The 19,943-nt window shown below is 67.2% G+C and carries 19 protein-coding genes; 9 read left to right on the top strand and 10 right to left on the bottom strand.

What is annotated here, in order from left to right; genetic code table 11:
- Positions 1-38 precede the first annotated feature (38 nt).
- The 4 genes from LFT46_RS20155 (at position 39) to LFT46_RS20140 (ending at position 3,899) form a co-directional block, all read left to right on the top strand.
- Entirely contained in the window at positions 39-1,226 is a 1,188-nt protein-coding gene (locus tag LFT46_RS20155) for a Re/Si-specific NAD(P)(+) transhydrogenase subunit alpha (protein ID WP_236820840.1), read from the top strand.
- On the top strand, positions 1,226-1,534 hold the full coding sequence (locus tag LFT46_RS20150; protein WP_236820839.1) for an NAD(P) transhydrogenase subunit alpha: 309 nt from the start codon (positions 1,226-1,228) through the stop codon (positions 1,532-1,534). The genes LFT46_RS20155 and LFT46_RS20150 overlap by 1 nt, the downstream gene beginning before the upstream one ends.
- Positions 1,531-2,904 (top strand): NAD(P)(+) transhydrogenase (Re/Si-specific) subunit beta, encoded by a 1,374-nt coding sequence (locus tag LFT46_RS20145; protein ID WP_236800289.1) that lies wholly within the window; start codon positions 1,531-1,533, stop codon positions 2,902-2,904. The genes LFT46_RS20150 and LFT46_RS20145 overlap by 4 nt, the downstream gene beginning before the upstream one ends.
- A 71-nt stretch (positions 2,905-2,975) precedes the next feature.
- The gene (locus LFT46_RS20140; protein ID WP_236820838.1) at positions 2,976-3,899 is read left to right on the top strand and encodes a diacylglycerol/lipid kinase family protein; all 924 of its coding nucleotides are present in this window, start codon (positions 2,976-2,978) and stop codon (positions 3,897-3,899) included.
- A 23-nt stretch (positions 3,900-3,922) separates the two neighbouring features.
- Here LFT46_RS20140 and LFT46_RS20135 read toward each other — a convergent pair whose 3' ends face one another.
- The 5 genes from LFT46_RS20135 to LFT46_RS20115 all read right to left on the bottom strand — a co-directional run bounded on the left by LFT46_RS20135 (position 3,923) and on the right by LFT46_RS20115 (position 9,023).
- Positions 3,923-4,648 carry a maleate cis-trans isomerase family protein gene (locus tag LFT46_RS20135; RefSeq protein ID WP_236820837.1) on the bottom strand — a complete coding sequence of 242 codons (726 nt, stop codon included), beginning with the start codon at positions 4,646-4,648 and terminating at the stop codon, positions 3,923-3,925.
- Positions 4,649-4,656: 8 nt separating this feature from the next.
- On the bottom strand, positions 4,657-6,084 hold the full coding sequence (locus LFT46_RS20130) for an amidohydrolase family protein (RefSeq protein ID WP_236820836.1): 1,428 nt from the start codon (positions 6,082-6,084) through the stop codon (positions 4,657-4,659).
- A 30-nt stretch (positions 6,085-6,114) separates the two neighbouring features.
- Positions 6,115-6,903, bottom strand: a complete 789-nt coding sequence (locus LFT46_RS20125; RefSeq protein ID WP_236820835.1) for an aspartate/glutamate racemase family protein — start codon at positions 6,901-6,903, stop codon at positions 6,115-6,117.
- Positions 6,900-7,583, bottom strand: a complete 684-nt coding sequence (locus tag LFT46_RS20120) for a GntR family transcriptional regulator (RefSeq protein ID WP_236800284.1) — start codon at positions 7,581-7,583, stop codon at positions 6,900-6,902. The genes LFT46_RS20125 and LFT46_RS20120 overlap by 4 nt, the downstream gene beginning before the upstream one ends.
- 81 nt (positions 7,584-7,664) lie before the next feature.
- The gene (locus LFT46_RS20115) at positions 7,665-9,023 is read right to left on the bottom strand and encodes an MFS transporter (RefSeq protein WP_236820834.1); all 1,359 of its coding nucleotides are present in this window, start codon (positions 9,021-9,023) and stop codon (positions 7,665-7,667) included.
- A gap of 260 nt (positions 9,024-9,283) precedes the next feature.
- Here LFT46_RS20115 and LFT46_RS20110 point away from each other — a divergent pair, with 260 nt between their 5' ends.
- Entirely contained in the window at positions 9,284-9,817 is a 534-nt protein-coding gene (locus LFT46_RS20110; protein ID WP_236820833.1) for an HPP family protein, read from the top strand.
- On the opposite strand, the gene LFT46_RS20105 is transcribed toward LFT46_RS20110, so the two are convergent.
- Positions 9,777-10,616: an ACT domain-containing protein gene (locus LFT46_RS20105; protein ID WP_236820832.1), complete on the bottom strand. Its 840-nt coding sequence runs from the start codon at positions 10,614-10,616 to the stop codon at positions 9,777-9,779. The genes LFT46_RS20110 and LFT46_RS20105 overlap by 41 nt on opposite strands.
- 154 nt (positions 10,617-10,770) lie before the next feature.
- On the opposite strand from LFT46_RS20105, the gene LFT46_RS20100 reads away from it, so the two are divergent.
- Positions 10,771-11,847: an FUSC family protein gene (locus LFT46_RS20100; protein WP_236820831.1), complete on the top strand. Its 1,077-nt coding sequence runs from the start codon at positions 10,771-10,773 to the stop codon at positions 11,845-11,847.
- Between the two features lie 60 nt (positions 11,848-11,907).
- Here LFT46_RS20100 and LFT46_RS20095 read toward each other — a convergent pair whose 3' ends face one another.
- The gene (locus LFT46_RS20095; protein ID WP_236820830.1) at positions 11,908-13,149 is read right to left on the bottom strand and encodes an MFS transporter; all 1,242 of its coding nucleotides are present in this window, start codon (positions 13,147-13,149) and stop codon (positions 11,908-11,910) included.
- Between the two features lie 150 nt (positions 13,150-13,299).
- Here LFT46_RS20095 and LFT46_RS20090 point away from each other — a divergent pair, with 150 nt between their 5' ends.
- Positions 13,300-14,043, top strand: a complete 744-nt coding sequence (locus tag LFT46_RS20090; RefSeq protein ID WP_236822093.1) for an IclR family transcriptional regulator — start codon at positions 13,300-13,302, stop codon at positions 14,041-14,043.
- Between the two features lie 113 nt (positions 14,044-14,156).
- The gene (locus tag LFT46_RS20085) at positions 14,157-15,347 is read left to right on the top strand and encodes a 4-hydroxybenzoate 3-monooxygenase (RefSeq protein ID WP_236820829.1); all 1,191 of its coding nucleotides are present in this window, start codon (positions 14,157-14,159) and stop codon (positions 15,345-15,347) included.
- A gap of 39 nt (positions 15,348-15,386) precedes the next feature.
- Here LFT46_RS20085 and LFT46_RS20080 read toward each other — a convergent pair whose 3' ends face one another.
- Complete coding sequence (locus tag LFT46_RS20080) at positions 15,387-15,926, bottom strand: TetR/AcrR family transcriptional regulator (RefSeq protein WP_236820828.1); 540 nt, start codon at positions 15,924-15,926, stop codon at positions 15,387-15,389.
- A 58-nt stretch (positions 15,927-15,984) separates the two neighbouring features.
- Here LFT46_RS20080 and LFT46_RS20075 point away from each other — a divergent pair, with 58 nt between their 5' ends.
- On the top strand, positions 15,985-17,040 hold the full coding sequence (locus LFT46_RS20075; protein WP_236820827.1) for an FAD-dependent monooxygenase: 1,056 nt from the start codon (positions 15,985-15,987) through the stop codon (positions 17,038-17,040).
- Here the strand turns inward: LFT46_RS20075 and LFT46_RS20070 are convergent, their stop codons facing one another.
- On the bottom strand, positions 17,041-18,864 hold the full coding sequence (locus LFT46_RS20070) for an ABC transporter permease (protein WP_236820826.1): 1,824 nt from the start codon (positions 18,862-18,864) through the stop codon (positions 17,041-17,043).
- Positions 18,861-19,925: an ABC transporter ATP-binding protein gene (locus LFT46_RS20065; protein ID WP_236800275.1), complete on the bottom strand. Its 1,065-nt coding sequence runs from the start codon at positions 19,923-19,925 to the stop codon at positions 18,861-18,863. The genes LFT46_RS20070 and LFT46_RS20065 overlap by 4 nt, the downstream gene beginning before the upstream one ends.
- Positions 19,926-19,943: the final 18 nt, after the last annotated feature.

Genomic DNA, 19,943 nt, shown 5'->3' with positions numbered 1-19,943 from the left:
GAGCGGCTGCACTGCTCGTCAGGAAGAGGAGTTGGCGGGTGAGACTGGGGATTCCGCGGGAACGCCGGGAGGGCGAGCGGCGTGTGGCCGCCACCCCGGATACCGTCAGGCAACTGGCTGGGATGGGGCTTGAGGTTCTGGTTGAGGCGGGGGCCGGGGACGGTGCCGGGCACGCAGACCCCGCCTACCAAAACGCCGGGGCCGCCATCGTTCCCCAACTGGACTTGGCCGCCCTCGACATCCTGGCCCACGTCCGTCCCCTTGACCCGAACGCCGCTGCGCATCTCAAAAAGGGAGCCGTCACGGTGGGGCTCGCCTCGCCGTCGTCCGAACTGCCGGCCGTACAGGCGCTCGCGGACAGCGGCGTCACCTCCTTCGCCCTGGAACTGGTGCCGCGTATTTCCCGGGCCCAGTCCATGGACGCGCTGACGTCGCAGGCGCTGGTGGCCGGGTACCGCTGCGTCCTTGAGGCCGCCATCAGGCTGCCCCGGTTCTTCCCGCTGTACATGACCGCCGCCGGAACCATCCCGCCCGCCCGCGTCCTGGTGCTCGGCGCCGGCGTGGCCGGGCTGCAGGCCATCGGCACCGCCAAGCGCCTGGGCGCCCGCGTCTTCGCCAACGACATCCGCCCCGCCTCCGCCGACGAGGTAGCGTCCATGGGCGGCACCTTCATCCGTCTGGATCTGGAAACGGCCGAGGCGGCAGGCGGCTATGCCCGGCAGTTGAGCTCCGACGCCGGCACCCGGCAGCGGCAGCTGCTGGCGCCCCAGGTGGCGCAATCGGACGTTCTGATCACGACGGCGGCAGTTCCCGGACGCCCCGCGCCCCTCTTGGTGACCCGCGAGATGGTGCAGGGCATGCGCCCGGGATCGGTCGTCGTCGACCTCGCCGCCGAGTCGGGCGGCAATGTGGAGGGCTCCGTACCTGGTCAGGAAATCCCCATTCCCACCGCCGACGGAACAGGACAGATCACCCTGGTGGGGCTGAAGGACGCGGCCTCCGCGATGGCCTCCGACGCCTCCCGCCTCTATGCCAAGAACGTAGCCAACCTGCTGGCGCTGCTGGTCCACGACGGCGCGCTCATGCTGGATTTCGACGACGAAGTGGTGGCAGGTGCCTGCCTCACCCACGCCGGGGAGGTGCGGCACCAACCCACTGCGGAGTTGCTGAAGGCACGTGCTTCAACAGCTGGCGCCGCCGCAGCCCGGCAGGAAGGAGGGCTCTGATGGACGGGATTGCCCTGCTGACCATCACGGTGCTGGCGGTGTTCGTCGGCTTCGAAGTGGTGTCCAAGGTTTCCAGCACCCTGCACACGCCCCTGATGTCCGGCGCCAATGCCATCCACGGCATCATCCTGGTGGGTGCCATCATCGTGGCCGGCCAGGCAACCGACCCGTGGGTGCTCGCGGTGGCGCTGCTCGCCGTCGTCCTTGCCACTGCCAACCTGGTGGGCGGCTTCGTGGTGACGGACCGGATGCTGCACATGTTCCACGCCAAAAAGGACGCGGTGCAACCCAAGGCGGGCAGCAAATGAGCCTCCTCGATCCGGTCTGGACCTCCGTCCTTTACCTCACTGCGGCGGTCTGCTTCATCCTGGCGCTGCGGGGGCTGAGCTCGCCGCGCACGGCCCGCCGTGGAAACCTGGTGGGCGCACTCGGGGCGCTGATCGCCGTCGTCACCGTCTTTCTGTCCGCCCGGCTGGAGAACATCCCCTGGATCCTGGCCGCCATCGCCGTTGGCTCCGCCGTGGCCGCGCCGGTGGCCCGCCGCGTGAAGATGACGCAGATGCCGCAGCTCGTGGCGCTGTTCAATGGTGTGGGCGGCGGCGCCGCAGCCCTGGTGGCCCTCCTGGAACTGGCGCACGCGGAGGATCCGTGGGTGCGGGTGGCCATCGTGTTCACGCTCCTGGTGGGCGCGGTGTCCTTTGCCGGCTCGGGCGTCACGTTTGCCAAGCTGCAGGAACTCATGACCACCCGGCCGGTGGTGTTCCCGGGCCTGCCGGTGGTGATGGCCGTGGTCCTGCTCGCCGCGGTGGCCGCCGCGGTTGCCGTGGTCCTCACCGCGGCGCTGCCCCTTGCGGTCCTGCTGCTGGTCCTGGGCCTTGCCGCCGGTGTGCTGCTGGTGCTGCCGGTAGGCGGCGCCGACGTGCCCATTGTCATCTCGCTGCTGAACGCCTTCACCGGTCTGGCCGTCGCCGCCTCCGGCCTGGTGCTGGGCAATGTCCTGCTGGTGGTGGCCGGCACCCTGGTGGGCGCCTCGGGTACCATCCTCACCCGCGCCATGGCGGCGGCCATGGGCCGGAGCGTGGCAGGTATTCTTTTTGGCGCCTTCAGGGGAGGTTCGACGGCGGGATCCACCGCCGTGAGCGGGCGTCCGGTCCGCTCGTCCTCGCCGGAGGACGTGGCGGTTCTGTTGGGGTACGCCCAGCGGGTGATCATCGTCCCCGGCTACGGCCTGGCGGTGGCCCAGGGCCAGCACACGGCCGCCGAACTGGCCCAGGCCCTGGAAGCGCGGGGGATTGAAGTGGATTTCGCCATCCATCCGGTGGCCGGCCGCATGCCCGGGCACATGAACGTTCTTCTGGCCGAGGCCAACGTGCCGTACGAGTCGCTCAAGGAGATGGGCGACATCAACCCGGAGTTCAAGACCACGGACGTGGTATTGGTGGTGGGTGCCAACGATGTGGTGAACCCGGCCGCCAAGACCTCCTCAGGCTCACCGATCTACGGGATGCCCATCCTGGAAGTGGCGGAGGCGCGGCAGGTGGTGTTCCTGAAGAGGTCCATGCGCCCGGGTTTCGCCGGCATCGAAAACGATCTGCTGTATGAGCCGCAGACGTCGCTGCTGTTCGGGGACGCCAAGGACTCGTTGGCGCAGGTGCTGGGCGCGGTCAAGGCCCTGTAGGCGCGGAACATGCTCCGCCGGGTTACCCTTCTTTGAGAAGCCTGCTTTACATTCCGCCATCTGAGGACGTCATGACTGAGACCAGTTCCACCCCTTCGCCCAAACGAGCCGCCGTCGTCATTAACCCGGCCAAGACGGTGGACATTGACGTGCGCGAGCTGATGGCCAAGCACTGCGAGGAGAACGGCTGGGGCGAAACCCTCTGGTTCGAGACAACGGAGGAGGACCCCGGCGTCGGCCAGGCGAAGGAAGCCCTGGCCCAGGGCGCGGACCTCATCATCGCGGCAGGCGGCGATGGAACCGTCCGTTGTGTGGCTGAGGTCCTTGCCGGCGGGGACATCCCCATGGGCTTGCTGCCGTTGGGCACCGGGAACCTGCTGGCCCGCAACCTGGGCATCGACGTGACCGACTACGACGGCGCCCTGTCCGGAGCCCTGGTGGGCACCGAGCGGAAAATCGACGTGGTCCGCGCCCGCCGGAACGACCCCGACGAGGAGCAGCTGTTCCTGGTCATGGCCGGCCTGGGCTACGACGCCACCATCATGGCGGACACCAACCAGGAACTGAAGCACAAGGTGGGCTGGCTGGCCTACGTGGACGCCGGGATCCGCAACCTTCCCGGGAAACCGGTCAAGGCAACCGTTGCGATCGACGGCAAACGGGTTGTCCACCGCGGCGTGCGCAGCGTGATGGTGGGCAACTGCGGCAAGGTCCAGGGCGGCCTGGAGATCTTCCCCGACGCCAAGATCGACGACGGCCTGCTGGACATCGCCGTCCTGGCGCCGCACCACGGCAAGCTGGGCTGGCTCTCCGTGCTCGCCGGCATCATCGGCAAGGGCAAGAACAAGGACACCGCCGTGGAGTACTTCCAGGGCAAGAGCGTGGAGATCACGCTGGAGCACAAGGACGACTACCAGCTGGACGGCGACCACGAGGGCCAGGGCAAGCACGTGCTCATGACCATGGAGCCCGGTGCCCTGACCCTGCGGATGTAACCTTCCTGCCGATGTAGGGGCGGTCAGCCCAGCAGCCGCCCCCAGCGCGGCTCCAGCAGCGGTGCGCCGGCCAGTTTCAGGGCGTGCCACAGCGTGACCGCCACGGAGTCCAGCACCGGGACCCCGGTGGTTTCCTCGATCTCTGCAGTGATGTTGGCTCCGTAAAGGTTGGTGCACAGGTAGACCAGGGCATCCGGGGCCGCGGCGGCGAGTTCTCGGGAGCCGGGCCGCATCTCGTCGTCGGTCACCCGGGCAAAGGATTCGTTGTCGCTCAGGCCCAGCGCCCGGTGGTCCACGGTCTTGATGCCTTCACGCTCGTAGGATGCGATGACCTGGTGGTTCACGTCTTCCGTGTACGGCGTGAACAGGCCGATCCGTTCCGTCCCGAAGGCCCGGAACGCCTCGAGGTAAGCCAGCGTGGAGGTGGTCGCCGGGACCCCGGTGGCGGCGGTGATTTCACCGGCCAGCTCCTGGTCGTGGCCCGAACCGAGCCAGGAACCTGACGTGCCGTTCCAGGCAATCACGTCCACGTCCGCCGTCGCCAGCAGCTGCGACGCCTGGCGCATGACGGCGGGGTCGAACTGCCGGTCCGAGGAATCGTCCAGGGCGATGCGGGTCACCGGGATCCGGGTGAAGTGCACCGTGACGTCGGTGCGGCTGCCCAGGATGCGGTACGTCTGGGGTTCCAGGCAGGTGTTGGAGGACGGCACGATCATGCCGATCCTGTGCGGGCGGGTGGTTGCAGGCATGGTGGCTCCTAGAGCGCGGCGGGAAGTTGGGCGGCGTCGGCGGCAGCGGACTGGTGCTGGCGGAAGCCGTTGCGGTGGATGAAGCGGCCTGCGGCGCCGGGATCGTGGAAGCCGTCCGCGTCCAGCACCACGCGTCCGTTGGAAACCACGACGGCGGGCCAGCCGGTCAGTGCCTTCCCGTCGAAGGGTGAGAAGTCGGTGCCCATGTGCAGGGCTGCGCCGTCCACCCTGCGTTCCTCTGCGGGATCGAAGACCACCAGGTCGGCGTCGAACCCTTCGGCGATGCGGCCTTTGCCGGGAACGGCGTTGATCCGTGCAGGTTCGGCGGCGAAGGCGTTGACGAATTGTTCAACGGTGGCCCCCGCGGAGGTCATCGCGGTGAAGGTGACCGGCATCCGCGTCTCCACCCCGGGCAGTCCGTGCGGCATGGCCCGCACGTCATCGGTCCGCTCGCGCTTCTGGGACAGGTCGTAGCAGGAATGATCCGAGGACATGGTGTGGATGGCACCGGACACCAGCCGCTCCTTGAGGGCAGCCACCGTTTCCGCGCTGCGCATGGGCGGGCAGCAGGCGAACCACTCCGGGAAGGTGGAGGCATAGACGGAGTCGTCCAGGGTGACGTAGTGCGGGCAGGTTTCGGAGTAGGCCTCAAGCCCGTGGTCCCGTGCCTGCGAGACCAGGTCCACCGCTCCGGGCGTGGACTGGTGCACGAAGTACACCGGCGCTCCCGTGTATTCGGCCATGGCCAGGGTCTCCTTCACGGAGATCTCCTCGGCCAGCTCGGGCCGGGTCCGGTGCAGGTGTTCGATGCCGATCCGGCCGTCCTGGGCGTGCTGTTCGGTGCAGTCGGCAATGATGGGGTCGTGTTCGGCGTGGATGTAGGCCAGGCCGTCCAGCCGCACCATTTCCCGCATGACCTTGACGATGGTGTCGCCGTCGGCCATGGTGGTGCCCCGGTTGGTGGTGTACATCTTCACTGAGCGGACGCCCTCGGCGGCCAGCTGCTCCAGCTGCCATGGCACCGTTTCGTCCCAGCTGATCACGGCGCCGTGCAGGGCCACGTCGCAGCGGGACTGGGTGGCGAGTTCCTTTTTGTGCAGGACGGCGGCCAAGGGGGTTTCCTGGGCGTCCCGCGGAATTCCGAAGTCGATGATGGTGGTGGTTCCGCCCCACAGGGCGGCTGTGGAGGTGGTGCGGTAGTCGTCCAGGGTGCGGAAGCGTCCGGTCACCTGGGCCACGTGGCAGTGTCCGTCCACGCCGCCGGGGATCACGAGTTTGCCCGTGGCGTCGACGGTGCGGTCCGCCGCGGGCACCGGCTGGGCGGCGTCGACGAGTTCGGCAATCTTTCCTTGGTGCACCACGATGTGGGCGTCCTGGCGGCCGTAGCTGTTCACCACGGTGGCGTTGGCAATGACGAGGTCTGGCTGGTGGGACATCGGTGTCCTCCTGGGTTGGTGAAGTCGGGGTTAGGCGGCGGGCTGCGGGGTGCCGGCGTGCTCTTGGCGGGCGGCGAGGGCCGCGTCCAGGTTGCCGGACAGGCCTTTGCGGTCCTTGGCCGGGGGCGGGGCGAAGGCGCCGGCGCGGTGGGTTCCGGACTGCAGGGCAGCCACGGCCTCCGCCATGCGGATGCCGGCGGAAATGCCGTCAACCACGGGCACGGGAATCTGTCCCTTGAGTTCGCGGGCCAGGCCTGCCAGGGGGGCGCCGGCAAGGATGACGACGTCGGCACCATCCTCCGCCACGGCCTGCCGACTCAGTGCCAGCAGGGTTTCCCGGAAGTCCTGCTGGACCGAGGCGATGCTGGTCAGGGAGTCGTTGATGGAACGGATGGAGGCCAGCCGGCCGGCCAGACCGAACTGCTCCACGCATTCCCGGTACCAGGGTTTGATCCGGTCCGAGATGGCGATGATGGAGAAGCGGTGGCCCTGCAGGGCTGCCGCGCACAGGGCGGCCTCGGTGATGCCGATGACGGGAACGTCAGCCAGTTCCTTGAGGGCCGGCATGCCGGGATCGCCGAACGCTGCGACCACCACGGCGTCCACCGGGTCTGCTCCGGGGCGGGTGTGTTCGGCGATGATTTCCGCCACGGCGCCGGCGGCGACGAGGGATTCGAAGCGGGTTTCGATGTACTCCACGCCGTGGCCGGCCGTCCGGACCAGCAGGTCGCTGCCGGGGGAGGCGGACCGCAGCGCTTCGGATTCGATCAGTGCGGTGACATCGGCACTGATGTTGGGGTTGATGACCAGGAGTTTCATTTTCTCTTCCGGTGGAATTCTGGTTCGGTTTTTTGGAAGTCCTCAGGGAACTGGTCCCGGTACTTGCCAATGTGGGAAGCGGACTGGGCGGCTGCCCTGTCCGGGTCGCCGCTGGCGATGGCTGCGTAGAGTTCGCGGTGTTCGCGGATGAGTTCGGGCAGGTCGCTGACGTGCCGGAACAGCCAGTGCATCCGCCCCTGGAGGGGTTCCAGGGCGGACTTGAGGAAGTTGTTGTCCGCGATGCGCGTGATGGCGTCGTGGAATTCGCTGTTGGAACGGTGTGCCTCCATCACCGACCCCTTGGCCAGGAAGGCCTCTGCGTTGTCCAGCAGGCCCTTGAGGTAGTCGAGGTGCTCCCTGGTGGCCCGCTTGGCGGCGAGCCGACAGGCCAGCACCTCCAGGGACTGGCGGACGTCGAAAAGGTCCTCGACGTCCTTGGGGCTGAGGCTGCTCACTTCGGCCCCGCGGGCCCCGCGGTCGCTGATCAGGCCTTCCTGGCGGAGCATGCGCAGGGCCTCGCGGACCGGCAGCCGGGATACGGAGAACTCGGCGGCCAGGTCGCGTTCCACCAGCCGCGTGCCGGGAGCGTAGTGTCCTTCGAAAATCCGGGTGCGGAGGGTGTCCCGGACGGTTTCGCGGAGGGGGCGGTCCTTGTCCTGGGTCTCTTCTGCGGTCAGCATGGTGCTCCATTTCGGATTCTCGTACGGCACTGCTCCCGGCTCGCGGGGGCGTCAATTGCAAGTTTCCCTGCGAGGGTCAGCTTAGACAGGAAGCCGCTTGTTGTAGTTCAGGGTGAGGACGGAGGCGCCCATGATCACCGCGGAACCCACAAAGTACAGCAGCGCCCAGGTGTAGGAGCCGGTGGCACCCACGATGAGGCCGACGACGATTGGGGTGACGAAGCCGGAGATGTTGCCACTGAGGTTCATCGCTCCGCCCAGGACGCCGGCGTTGGTGCGGCCGCCCAAGATGGAGGGGATGCTCCAAAACAGGCCCACCCAGCGCAGGAAGAACAGGACCACGGAGAGCAGGACCACGGCGGTGGTGGCGTCGGGGACCACGGTCACGCCCACCAGGCCCGCCACGACGATGGCGCTGGAGATGCCGAGGAGGGTCCGCATCACCAGGTTGGCGGAGGCGCCGGATGCGCGCCACTTGTCGGCGACGGTGCCGCCGATGATCTCGCCGACGAAGCCGGCACCGAAGATCACCAGCGTGGACCAGCCGATGGTCTTCAGGTCGAAGCCCTTGGCCTGGGCCAGGTACAGCGGGCCCCAGGTCAGCAAGCCGTAGAACACGCCGTTGAAGCCGAGCCAGCCCAGGCACATGGCCCAGAAGGAGCGGAATTTGAGGTAGGGAAGCAGGCCGCGCTTGCCCTTGCTGCCGTCCATGGCTGCTTCGGCGTCCTCGGCGGCGTGCGACGCTTCGATGTAGGAGGCCTCGGCCTCATTGACGCCGCGGTGCTGGCGGGGGTTGTCCCGGACGTACCACCAGACGGCCAGGCCCATGAGGACGGTGGCGGCGCCGGCGATGACGAAGGCCCAGCGCCAGCTGCCCGTGGAGGCGATGAGGCCGGCAATGATGATGCCGCCCAGGCCGGCTCCCAGGGGAGCGCCGGCGTCCAGGATGGTGGCGCCGCGGCCGCGTTCGGACTTGTGCATCCAGATGGCATTGAGCTTGCCGCCGGCGGGCATCACACCTGCCTCTGTTACGCCGATGCCGAGCCGGGCGATGAACATGCTGAGGAAGCCGCCCGCCATGCCGGAGGCCGCTGTGGCAGCACCCCAGCCGATGCAGGAAGCCGTCATGACCTTGCGGGGACCGAACTTGTCGATCAGCCAGCCCACCGGCACCTGCATGAGGGCGTAGGTCCAGAAGAAGGCGGAAAGGAGCAGGCCCACCAGTTCGGGAGGCAGGTTGAATTCCTTTTGGATGATGGGCAGGGCGACGGAGATGGAACCGCGGTCGATGTAATTGACGGAGACCAGGACCAGGAGCAGCAGGAAGAGCTTCCAGCGGACGGCAGTGCGTCGTTGCGTGCCGTCCTTTTCGGGTTTGTCGGCGGTGCCGGGAGCGGCCTCAAGGGATGTGGCCGTTGTTTCAGTGTTTGGGATGGACACAGCTTCTCCTTCACGGGGAAGTTTACGGATGGGGGATGCGAACGGTGCGGTACGTGCCCGTTGGGCCGTTGCCGGTGGAGAGGGTCCGCCGGACGATCCGGAGCGCCGAGCGGAAGCTTTTCATTTTTGGGATCCCAATCTGGGATCCCAAAAACAAAGGTAGGAGTGACACGCGCCACTGTCAAGGGTTTTGCGCGCGCATGCCGCGTGACCGCCTTCCCAACCGATTGTGACCGGCGGCGGGCGGCTAGGGGCAAGGAATGAACACACCCGTGCTGGAACGGGCCAAGAAGAACTGGAACAAGCTGGGCGCCGGGCTGTACGCGGGTGTCCTGGGTATTGTCGTCCTCGCCGTCAGCGGCGCGGCGGGGCTCCTGTTCCATCTGCCCTGGCTGTTTCCCAGCCTCGGCCCCACGGTGATGCTGTTCTTGGAGTCTCCCGAACAGAAGGCTTCCAGGCCGGTCAACACCCTGGTGGGGCATGGGGTGGGGCTGTTGGCCGGGGCACTCTGCCTTTATGCCCTGGGCCTGCAGGACCAGCTGTCCGCTACGGTGGGCGGACTGACCCCGCTGCACGTCCTCAGTGGCGTGCTCTCGGTGGGGCTCACCACCCTGGTGCTGACCTGGCTGGGCCTGCCCCACCCGCCCGCCGGGGCAACCACCCTGATCGTCAGCCTCGGCATCCTGTCCGCTCCGGTCCAGCTGGCGTCCATGGCAGGGGCCATCATCCTGATCACGGTGGTGGGGTGGGGGCTCAACGTTCTGTTGGGGACGCGGCCGGCCGATAAGACGTAATCTCGGCCAGTTCGGCCAGCCGGTGGGCCCGAGCCGACTCCGCCGGCGTGAACGGTTCGCCTGGCCGGGAAAAGGTGACGGGCCCGTGCCATGCCGTGGGGATCTTAAGGTGCGTCCCGTCGTCGGGCCCTTTGCTGCCGGCGTCCGACGGCGGCAGGATCCTTGCGTGCAGCAGCTCGGCCACCGCCAGGGGCAGTTCGTCGGGGGCGGCAGCGATGCGCGCCGCGAGGCTTAACGCCTTGGTCTGTCCGTCCGCCATGGCCAGCGCGGTGGTGGGCCAGACGTGCGGACTGCCGCCGCCGCCGTCGTGCAGCGCATCCAAAAGCTCCCGTTCGCCCACGTGGCCCGGCACCGAGAGGACAAACTCGTCCAGGACGCCGCCCGGGACCGGGTGGACGTGGATGCTGAGGATGTTGCTGTCCAGCCGTGCCAGCGCCCGCGTGATCCGCTGCAGTGCGCCGGGCCGGTCCCGCAGCAGCGTCCGCGCCCGCCAGAGCGACGGGGCCGCCACCAGTTGCCGGCGGTGCCGCAGGGCCGGCGCATGCAGCCAGCGGAGCAGGATCCTGGCAGCTGACGGCTCGGCCCAGATCACCAGGACCGTGGCAGTGAGGGCCAGCACCAGCACCTTGGCTACATAAGGTAGATGGGCTTCCACCACCAGGGCGTGGACCAGCAGCTCGATGGGCAGCATCACGGCCACGTTCGCCACGGTCAGCCTGGCTTTGGGCGGTTCCGGCATCTGGCCGCAGACCTCGCAGCGCAGTTCTTTGGTGGACGGGTGGGGCGGGGTGTGCTTCATGGCTCCAGCATTGCCTCGCGTTGTTTCCCCCGCATTGCCTTCCGATTCCATTCAGGGGAACGCAGCGGGCACCGGGAGGGGGCCGGGCCTTAGGATTTATGAGGAACGTCAGCGCGGCCGCCCGTCAGGATCCACCCCAAGGAAGGCGCTGCCCGTGAAGATGTTTGCCGAGATGTTCACCATCGGCCCCGGCAACAAGGACCACCACCCGGCGCTTCGATGCGCGGTGGGCGTCTTCGTTCCCCTCACTACGCTGGTGCTGCTGGGCCGGCTGGACCTGGCAATCTTCGCGTCCTTCGGCGCCTTCACCGGAATCTACGGCCGCGGCGAACCGCATGCCGTCCGCTTTGTGCTGCAGCTGCGGGCCGGGCTGCTGATGCTGCTGGTGATGTTCCTGGCGGCGCTCGCGGCCCGCATCGGTCCCGCATGGGGCCTGGACACCGCCACCCACACCTGGCTCCTGGTCCTGGCCACCACGCTGGTGGCAGGCGCCTGTTCCGTCGCCATCTCCTGGCTGCGGCTGCGCCCGGCGGGATCGCTCTTCCACATCTTCGCGTTCGCCGCCATTGCGTCCATTCCGAACCAGCCGCCCCTGTGGCAGGGCATGCTGGTTGCCGTCCTCACCACGCTGTTCGCCCTGCTTGTCGGCTTCTCGTCCCGGATCCTTCCCAGCCACCGCACCCCGTGGACCAGGCCTCCGCGGATCCGTCGCACGCCCGCGGAGAAGCGCGCGGCGTGGCTTGAAGGGTCCGGCTACCTGGTGGCCGCAGGCCTCGCCGGCACGCTGGCCACCTGGGCCGGGTCCCGCCTGGGATTCGGGCATAACTACTGGGCCATGGTGGCCGCCGTTGTCCCCCTGGTGGGCCACACCACCCAGCACCGCGTGCGCCGCGGCATCCAAAGAATCATCGGCACTGTCCTGGGCCTGTTGGTCCTGGCGGCGATCCTGTTGCTGGGCCTTCAGCCCTGGCAGACAGTGCTGGTCATGGCGCTGTGCCAGTTTGGTGCCGAAATGTTCATCATCCGCCAGTACCTGCTGGCCCAGGTGTTCGTCACACCCCTGGCGCTGATCTCCACGCTCCTGGTGGTACCCGCCTCGCCTGCTTACCTCCTGCGCGACCGCATCGTCGAGACCGTCATTGGTGCCGCCGTCGGCATAGCGGTGGTGCTGGCACCTGCCGTATGGCGCCGTGTGCGGCGCAGGCAGGGACGGGTTGCGACGGCGGCCTGACCGCCTTTTCCGCCCGGCCCGCCCCCGAGCGGCACCTGGGGCGGGCCGGCCGGAGGCCGGTCATGGGCGTTCCGCGGCTGCTTCTTCCCGGACTGCCCGGATGGTGTGCGGCACTGCTATCAGCGCCAGCACGGCGATGGCGGCAGCGGCCGCAAAGACGTAAAAGCCCCAGGGGTAGGCAATGTTGGCAGCTACCAGCGTTCCGGTGACGGCGGGGCCCATGATGGCACCCAGCCGGCCCACGCCGGCGGCGAAACCCAACGCGGTGGCTCGGAGGACTGCCGGGAACAGCTGGCTGACCCATGCATAAACCAGCACCTGCGCGCTGAACACGAACACGCCGGTGACAAAGACTGCCAGGTTGAGCAGCAGTTCACTTTGGATCTTGACGCTCAGGACCGCCAGGAAGAGCGCGGAGAGCCCGAACCACAGCAGCACCACCTTCTTGGTGCCGTGCTTGTCGGCCAGGATTCCCGCGATGACCAGGCCCACCACGGCGCCCACATTCAGGACCAGCAGGAGGACCAGGCCGGTGCTGACGGTGTACCCGGCGCCGGCCATCAGCTGCGGGAGCCAGGTGTTCAGGCCGTAGACCAGGAGCAGGCCCATGAAGGAAGCCGCCGCGATGGCCAGCGCCACCAGGGGGTAGGGCTTCCGGGCAAGGTCGCGGAAGCCTGTGCGGGCTGCGGCCGGTTCTTTTCCTTCCGCCCCTGAGGCAGCCGCTGAGGGAAGGGTCTCCGGGAGCTTGAACCACAGGAAGGGTGCCAGGGCAATGCCCGCCAGGCCGCCCACGATGAACATCATCCGCCAGTCCGGAATCAGCATCAGGGCAAGGAAGGCCGTGGCCACAGCGCCTACGTGGTAGCCGGTCATGGTCCGGGTGGTCGATTTTCCGGCGGTGCCTGCCGGAGCGTAGTCGTTCATGTAGGCCAGGGCGGCCGGAAGGCAGGCGCCCAGCCCCAGCCCGGCAAGGAGGCGGAAGGCGCAGAACACCGCAACGTTGGGCGCGAACACCACGGCGATGGTGAAGATCGAAAACCACAGGACGCAGGCCACCAGGAGGCGGCGCCGGCCAAAGCGGTCAGACAGCGGGGCAATGAACAGGGCACCGGCGCCAACGCCGACCAGCGAGATGGTGGCGGCCCACGTGGCGCCCACCGCATCGAAGCCAAGCTCATGGGTCTTGATCAGCGTGGGGATGACGGTACCCAAGACCACCAGGTCAAAGCCGTCAAGGACCATCGCCAGCCAGCAGAGCCAGACTGGCCACTTTGAACGGTGCTGAGTGGGCGCAAGTGACATAGAAATACCTCGGTGTATCTTCCAGGAGTTGAGCGGCAGGCTTCGCCGGGGAGGATCGGGCAGCATCGCCCACATCCCCAGTGAGGTTTGTATCACTAGGAGGTGTAATCTGGGACAACTTTTCCCATTGAACGGAAGAAGGTGCTTGCGCTGGCCAACTCGAAATCCGGCGACTCGGTAGTGGACCGGATCGTGCGACTGATTTCCGCGTTCCCGCAGGACGTCAGTGCCCTGCAGCTGAGCGACCTCGCCCAGCGCGCCGGCCTGCCGCTCACCACCACGCACCGCCTGGTGGGCCAGCTTGCCGCCCACGGGCTGCTTGAGGCGGCGCCGGGCGGCATGGTCCGGCCCGGGGTCCGGTTGTGGGAACTGGTGAACCGTACTTCCCCCACCCTCGCCCTGCGCCAGGCGGCCATGCCGTTCATGGAGGACATCCAGCAGGTCCTGCACCAAAATGTGAACCTGGCCGTGCTGGACGGCTGGGAGGCGCTGTTCGTGGAGCGGCTCTCCAGGCGGGGCTCGGTGGCCAACCGCGCCCAGGTGGCAGGAAGGATGCCGGTGCACATCTCGTCCGCGGGGCTGGCGCTGATGGCCCACCAGGACAAGATGGTGCAGGAGGAGTACCTCGGGCGCTTTACCGACCCGGAAGGAAAAGTCGCCGCGGATACCGTCCGGGCACTGTTGGCCGAAACTTCCCGCCAGGGCTACGCCCAGCTCAAGGGCGTGGTGGATCCGGATACCTGGGGCATAGCCGTCCCGGTCCTGAACCGCAGGCAGCGCGCTGTGGCGTCGCTCGGCGTCGTGGTTCCCCTCCGTGAGATGCGCCTGCAGGCGCTGGTGCCCGCGCTGCAGACCGCCGCACGTGGCATCGCCCGGCACATGGCAGACTCCTGATCCATTCAACGGAATAGGTGTAACGGGGCTCACCACCCGGCGCCCACACTGGTTGGCAGAAGAACCGACCCGGTGCCGCCCAGGCGGGGCCCGCAATGAAGCGAGGACAGAACATGGCACGAAAAATCATCACCACCCAGGTGGCCATCATGGGCGGCGGTCCCGCCGGACTCATGCTCTCCCACCTGCTGTATATGGCAGGCATCGACTCCACCGTGGTCGAGATCCGCAGCCACGAGCAAATCGCCCACACGGTCAGGGCCGGCATCCTGGAGCACGGCACCGTCAACCTGCTGGTGGACAGCGGTGTCTCGGACCGTGTGCTGCGCGACGGGGACCGGCACGACGGGATTGAGCTGCGCTTCAATGGCGAGAGCCACCGCATCGACTTCAAGGACCTGGTGGGGGAGTCCGTGTGGCTGTACCCGCAAACGGATGTGTTCCTGGACCTCGCCGCGCGCCGGAAGGACGACGGCGGCGACGTCCGCTACAGCGTCAGCGACACCTCGGTGCACGACCTCGAGGGCAAGCCGAAGGTCTGGTTCACCGACGCGGACGGCGCCGAGTTCGAAATCCAGGCCGACTTCCTGGTCGGCGCGGACGGTTCCCGCAGCCACTGCCGCACCCAGATCCCGGAAGCCAAGCGCAAGCGGTACTTCCATGAATACCCCTTCGCCTGGTTTGGCATCCTGGCCGAGGCGCCGCGCAGCTCGGATGAACTGATCTACGCCAACTCGGCCAACGGCTTCGCGCTGATCAGCCAGCGCACCGAGACTGTGCAGCGGATGTACTTCCAGTGCGACCCCAAGGAAAACGTGGCCGACTGGGATGACGGCCGGATCTGGGCCGAGTTCCGCAGCCGGGTCAACGGCAACGGCTTCGAGCTCAAGGAAGGGCCCGTCCTGGAAAAGATGGTCCTGCCGTTCCGCAGCTTCGTTCAAACCCCCATGCGGCACGGCAACCTGTTCCTGGCCGGCGACGCCGCACACACCGTCCCGCCCACCGGTGCCAAGGGCCTCAACCTGGCCATCAACGACGTCAAGGTCCTCTTCGAAGGCCTCGACAGCCACTACAACTCCGGCTCTGATGGGCTCCTGGAGACCTACAGCGACCGCGCCCTGGACCGGGTGTGGAAGGCGCAGCAGTTCTCCTACTGGATGACCACCATGCTGCACACCCCCGCCGACGCCGACGACTTCTCCCGCGCCCGCCAGCTCGGGGAACTGAATTCCGTGGTCTCCTCCCGGCACGGCAGGGCCTACCTCGCCGAAGCCTATACAGGCTGGCCCACCGCCGCTTCCTAAGCCAGGGGAGAATTCCGACGGCGGGGCTGCCAGTTAGTCTTACGGCGCCAGCAGCCGCCGGACCGCCGAAGCGATCACCGCAGCGTCCGGAGCATCGTCCCGCCGGACGGTCAGCAGATGGAGCAGGACGCCGTCGCCGTAGTCGGCCACATCCCGGGCCCTGGCCCCCGCGTCCTGTACTCCCAGCGCGGCCAGGGCCTGCTCCAGCCCGCCCACCAGCCGGAAATGGCCGGCGGTCACCGATTCGGGCTTGTCCAGGGAGAGGGCCAGCCGGGCGCGGGTCAGCCCCGCATGCCGTCCGGCAAGTGCCAGGACCAGCGAGGCCAACTGGTTTGCCAGTTCCTCAACGCTGCGGGGCGGGCCGGCCGGCCCCTGCTCGGCCAGGAGCGCTGCGTCCAGTTCCAGCAGCCGCTCCAGCACTGCCGCAACCAGTGTGGCGCGGCTCCGGTAGTAGTTCGAGGTGGTTCCCTCGGCCACCCGGGCTGCGGCGTCAACTGCCCGGTGGGTGAGGCCCTTCATCCCCCTGTCCGCCACCACAGCCAGGGCGGCATCAAGCAGTTGGTTGCGGCGGTCCGGCATGCGTTCAGTGTAGCGGGACGCCCTTCCCATCCACTACAAAAGTAGTAAAATATGGTGCATGGAAACGATCACGATCGTTGGTGGCGGAATCGCCGGCCTCGCCCTCGCCGCGGCGTTGGATACCAGCCGTTTCCAGGTGACCGTCCATGAGAAACGCCCGGAACTGCCCGCCGTGGGCAACGCGCTGGGCATGTGGCCAAACGCCCAGCGGGCGCTGGCGCGCCTCGGAATCCTGGATGAGGCACGGGCGGTCAGCCCGGTGCTCGGCAGCGGCTCGGTCCGCAACGCCCAGGGGGAGCCGTGGGTGACCGTCGACGCGGGCGGGATGTTCGGCATTTCCCGGGTCGACCTCCTGCGGCTGCTGGATGCAGCCGTGCCCGCAACCGTCCGCAGGGTCACGGACACGGTGCAGGCAGTCCCCGCGGACGGCAGCTTGGTGGTAGGCGCCGACGGTGTCCACAGCATGGTCCGACGTGCGGCTTGGGGCGGGGCCACCGAAGCACGCCTCACGCCGTACCTTGCCCTCCGCGGCACCCTTCCTACTCCAGTCGGCCCGGATGAGGTAGGCGAATACTGGGGCCGCGGCGACCTGTTCGGGATGGCCGCCGCCCGGGGAGGCTCCTTTTGGTATGCGAGTTACCGGTCCGAACTCGGCCCCTACGGGATAGATCCCGCGTCAGTCCTCGAGCAGGCAAGGGCTCGCTTCGCCAACCACGCCCCTGCCATCCGGCGCACGCTTGCCGCAGCCACGCCGGAGGAATGCCTGGTCCAGCGACTTTGGACGGTTCCGCGCCTTGGCTCCTACGTCAGCGGCAGGAGGGTGCTCATTGGAGACGCCGCACACGCCATGATGCCCACGCTGGGCCGCGGGGCCTGCGAATCGCTGGTGGACGCGGTCACGCTTGCAGACCTCCTCAACACCCTGCCCGAGGACCAGGCGCTGCGGGCCTACAGCCGGCAGCGGAGGCTGCGCACCCGTGCCGTGAGCGTGGCCTCGTCAGCGCTGGGACGGATTGCGCTCGCCGACCGTGCCCAGCCGCTGCGGGACCGGGTGCTCAACCTCGCCCGACGGCGGACCGCACGGGCCGCCGTCGGCAGCACCTCCGGCGGTTGATCAGCGAACGGCAGCGGCCGGACGCGTAGCGTCATCTTCACCCGGCGCTTGGGTGCCCGGGGCTCCCGGGCCAGGGGCTTGCGATGCGGAAGGCAGCGTTGGCAGGGGTTTTCTGGTCCTGCGCCGCCCGGCCCTGCCGTACACCAGGTACATGGTCACGCCCGTGATGACCATGAGGAGCACCGTGTAAACGAAGGTGTTGGCGATTCCCTCGGTGCCCTCGGCGCCGTCGGTATTGGCCTTGATGACCAGGCCCAATGGCTGCACCAGCGGGTGGGCCAGGAAGATGGCGGTGTCGTAGTCGTCGAGCAGGCTGTTGAAGTTCAAGGCTGTGATGGCTGCCGCTGCCGGGAGCACCAGCGGCAGGAGGATCCGCCTGAAAACGTACAGGGTCTTGGCGCCCATGATGGCTGCGGCCTCCTCCAGCGAGGAGTTCACGGAGGCAAAGGATGCCTTGAGCATCCGGAGGGTGAACGGGATCTTCACCGTGACGAAGGCGATGAGCAGAATCACCGTCGTTCCGGTCAGGACCGTACCTCCCACCAGCGGACTGGGATGGTCGTAACTGACAATCAGGCCCAGGGCCAGAAGGGCGGAGGGAAGGATCCACGGGATGTGCAGCAGATATTCGAAGGTTGACGCCAGCCAGTTTTTGTATTTTTGCAGCAGCCGGGCCACGAAAAGGAGTCCACCGACGGCGATGACCGCCGCCAGGGCGCTGTACACCACGCTGACGATGAACGGACGGATGCCCGACTGCTGGGTAAGGACGCGGCCGTAGTTGTCCAGTGTCAGGTTGGCCAGCGAGAGTTGTCCCGTCTGGATGGCGGCGCCGTCGGCAAACGAGTACAGCACGATCAGCGCGACCGGGAGCGTGTAGACGGCAAAGAGGAGATAGGCCACGCCGTGCACGGCCAGGTTGGCTGCGCGATTGGTGATCTCCTGCTTCTGGAGCTCGGAAGACACCTTCGACACGGAAAAGTAGGTGCCGCCCTTTTCGAGGCGGGACATCACGGCGAGCATCAGCATGGTGGCCAGACCCAGGATCACGGCCAGCAGCGCCGCCAGGTCGCGCGAGGTGGGGCTGTTGGTAAATGTCAGGATCATCGGCGTTATGGTCTGGAAGTCACGCCCGCCCAGTACCTGTGGAGCGCTCAACGCGCCCAGTCCCGTGAGGAACGACAGGATGGTGACGGCGAACAGCGTGGGTTTGAGCATCGGCAGGACGATGCGCCGCAGGATGGTCCACATCGAGGCGCCAAGATTCCGCGCCGCCTCGATGGTCTGGTAGTCGATGCCCTTGAGCGCGTTGGCCACGAACAGCATGTGGTTGGTGGTGGTTGCAAAGGTCATGACCACCAGGACGGCGAAGAACCCGGAGAACCAGTTCGGGTCCATCCCGGGGATCAGCCTGACCACCAGCGAGGTGACGATGCCCTTGTCCCCATAAATGAACTTGTAACCCGCCGCCAGCACTATGCCGCCGTAGATGAAGGTGGAGGCATACCCCAGGAAAAGGATCCTTGAGCCGCGGATCCGGAAGTAATGCGTGACCAGGACGATGAAGACCCCCACCGCGTTGACGGTGATAGACAGAGCTACGGCCAGGAGAAAGCTGTTGCCCAGTGCCTTCATTGCCCGCTGGGAGGAAAGCAGTTTTTCCGCCGCGCGGCCCGAAAAACTGCCGTCAGGAAAGAACGTGGCCATCAGGATGTTGACGTTGGGCCACACCAGGAACGCGGCAATAAACCACGTGAGGACTACCCCAACCACCAGGACGAAGGGGGAACGAACCATGCCGCGGACTGAGGTGCTGCCGCTCATGGCAGGGCAACCGCCTGGTCCTGTTCCAGCGAAACACCAGTGTCTGGTTGGTACTGGAGGATGTGCTCCGGCCGGAGGTAAATGGTTGTACTGGTACCGGCGTCGGGGTGGGCGCCGCCGTCTTCCCGGACCAGGAGGCGTATGTCCGCGCCGTGGCTGCGGACCACATAGCGGCTGTGCAGGCCGTGGTAGGTGCGTGAGACCACGGTGGCGGGAAGTCCGACGGCGCTCCCTCCGTCCCCAGGCCGGTCCAGTGAGGCTTTTTCCACGCGCAGGTACGACCTGGCGTCCGTGCTAAGGGCGGCTCCCGAGTGCCGGTTCACTTCTGCGACAAATTCCGGCGTCAGCGTGGAGCTGTCGCCGATGAAGTTGCAGACGAACTCGGTGGCGGCATGGTCGTAGATTTCCTGAGGGGTGCCGACCTGCTCCACGACGCCCTTATTGAACACGGCGACGCGGTCACTCATGGCCAGCGCCTCGTCCTGGTCATGGGTGACGTAGACAGTGGTGATTCCGAACTCGCTCTGCAGGTCCTTGAGCTGCTGGCGCAACTGGTGGCGGAGTTTGGCGTCCAGGTTGGACAAAGGCTCGTCCAGCAGCAGGATCTTTGGTCGCAGCACCAGGGCACGCGCAACGGCCACCCGCTGCTGCTGGCCTCCGGAAAGTTCGGATACATTTTTCGTGAGCTGCTCGTCGCTGAGCTCCACCCGCCTTGCAATATCCCGGACAAGGCGGTCACTGTCCGCCGATTTTTCCTTCCGCACCCGGAGCCCGAAGGCGATGTTCTCCCACACGCTCATGCTGGGGAACAGGGCATAGTTCTGGAACACCATGCCTACCTGCCGCTTGTCGCTTGGGAGGCGGGTCACGTCCTTCCCGTCCACCCGGACGGTACCCCTGGCCGGCTGGATGAAGCCGGCCAGGGTGCGCAGCGCCGTCGTCTTTCCGCAACCGGAGGGCCCCAGGAGGGTGAAGAACTCGCCGGGGCGGACATGCAGGTCCAGGTGCGGAATGGCGGTGAAATCGCCAAAGGTAACTTCGATGTTTTCCAAGCGGATCATGGCAAACCTGTCTGATGG

This window comes from Arthrobacter sp. FW306-07-I (assembly GCF_021800405.1).
Lineage (GTDB): Bacteria > Actinomycetota > Actinomycetes > Actinomycetales > Micrococcaceae > Arthrobacter.
Note: the sequence above shows the minus strand (reverse complement) of the source record. Positions and strands in the feature narration are given on the sequence as shown.

Coding starts and splice junctions, on each gene's coding strand:
- LFT46_RS20150 (WP_236820839.1), top strand. CDS start 1,226: ATGGACGGGATTGCCCTGCTGACCATCACGGTGCTGGCGGTGTTCGTC.
- LFT46_RS20145 (WP_236800289.1), top strand. CDS start 1,531: ATGAGCCTCCTCGATCCGGTCTGGACCTCCGTCCTTTACCTCACTGCG.
- LFT46_RS20140 (WP_236820838.1), top strand. CDS start 2,976: ATGACTGAGACCAGTTCCACCCCTTCGCCCAAACGAGCCGCCGTCGTC.
- LFT46_RS20135 (WP_236820837.1), bottom strand. CDS start 4,648: ATGCCTGCAACCACCCGCCCGCACAGGATCGGCATGATCGTGCCGTCC.
- LFT46_RS20130 (WP_236820836.1), bottom strand. CDS start 6,084: ATGTCCCACCAGCCAGACCTCGTCATTGCCAACGCCACCGTGGTGAAC.
- LFT46_RS20125 (WP_236820835.1), bottom strand. CDS start 6,903: ATGAAACTCCTGGTCATCAACCCCAACATCAGTGCCGATGTCACCGCA.
- LFT46_RS20120 (WP_236800284.1), bottom strand. CDS start 7,583: ATGCTGACCGCAGAAGAGACCCAGGACAAGGACCGCCCCCTCCGCGAA.
- LFT46_RS20110 (WP_236820833.1), top strand. CDS start 9,284: ATGAACACACCCGTGCTGGAACGGGCCAAGAAGAACTGGAACAAGCTG.
- LFT46_RS20105 (WP_236820832.1), bottom strand. CDS start 10,616: ATGAAGCACACCCCGCCCCACCCGTCCACCAAAGAACTGCGCTGCGAG.
- LFT46_RS20095 (WP_236820830.1), bottom strand. CDS start 13,149: ATGTCACTTGCGCCCACTCAGCACCGTTCAAAGTGGCCAGTCTGGCTC.
- LFT46_RS20085 (WP_236820829.1), top strand. CDS start 14,157: ATGGCACGAAAAATCATCACCACCCAGGTGGCCATCATGGGCGGCGGT.
- LFT46_RS20080 (WP_236820828.1), bottom strand. CDS start 15,926: ATGCCGGACCGCCGCAACCAACTGCTTGATGCCGCCCTGGCTGTGGTG.
- LFT46_RS20075 (WP_236820827.1), top strand. CDS start 15,985: ATGGAAACGATCACGATCGTTGGTGGCGGAATCGCCGGCCTCGCCCTC.
- LFT46_RS20070 (WP_236820826.1), bottom strand. CDS start 18,864: ATGAGCGGCAGCACCTCAGTCCGCGGCATGGTTCGTTCCCCCTTCGTC.
- LFT46_RS20065 (WP_236800275.1), bottom strand. CDS start 19,925: ATGATCCGCTTGGAAAACATCGAAGTTACCTTTGGCGATTTCACCGCC.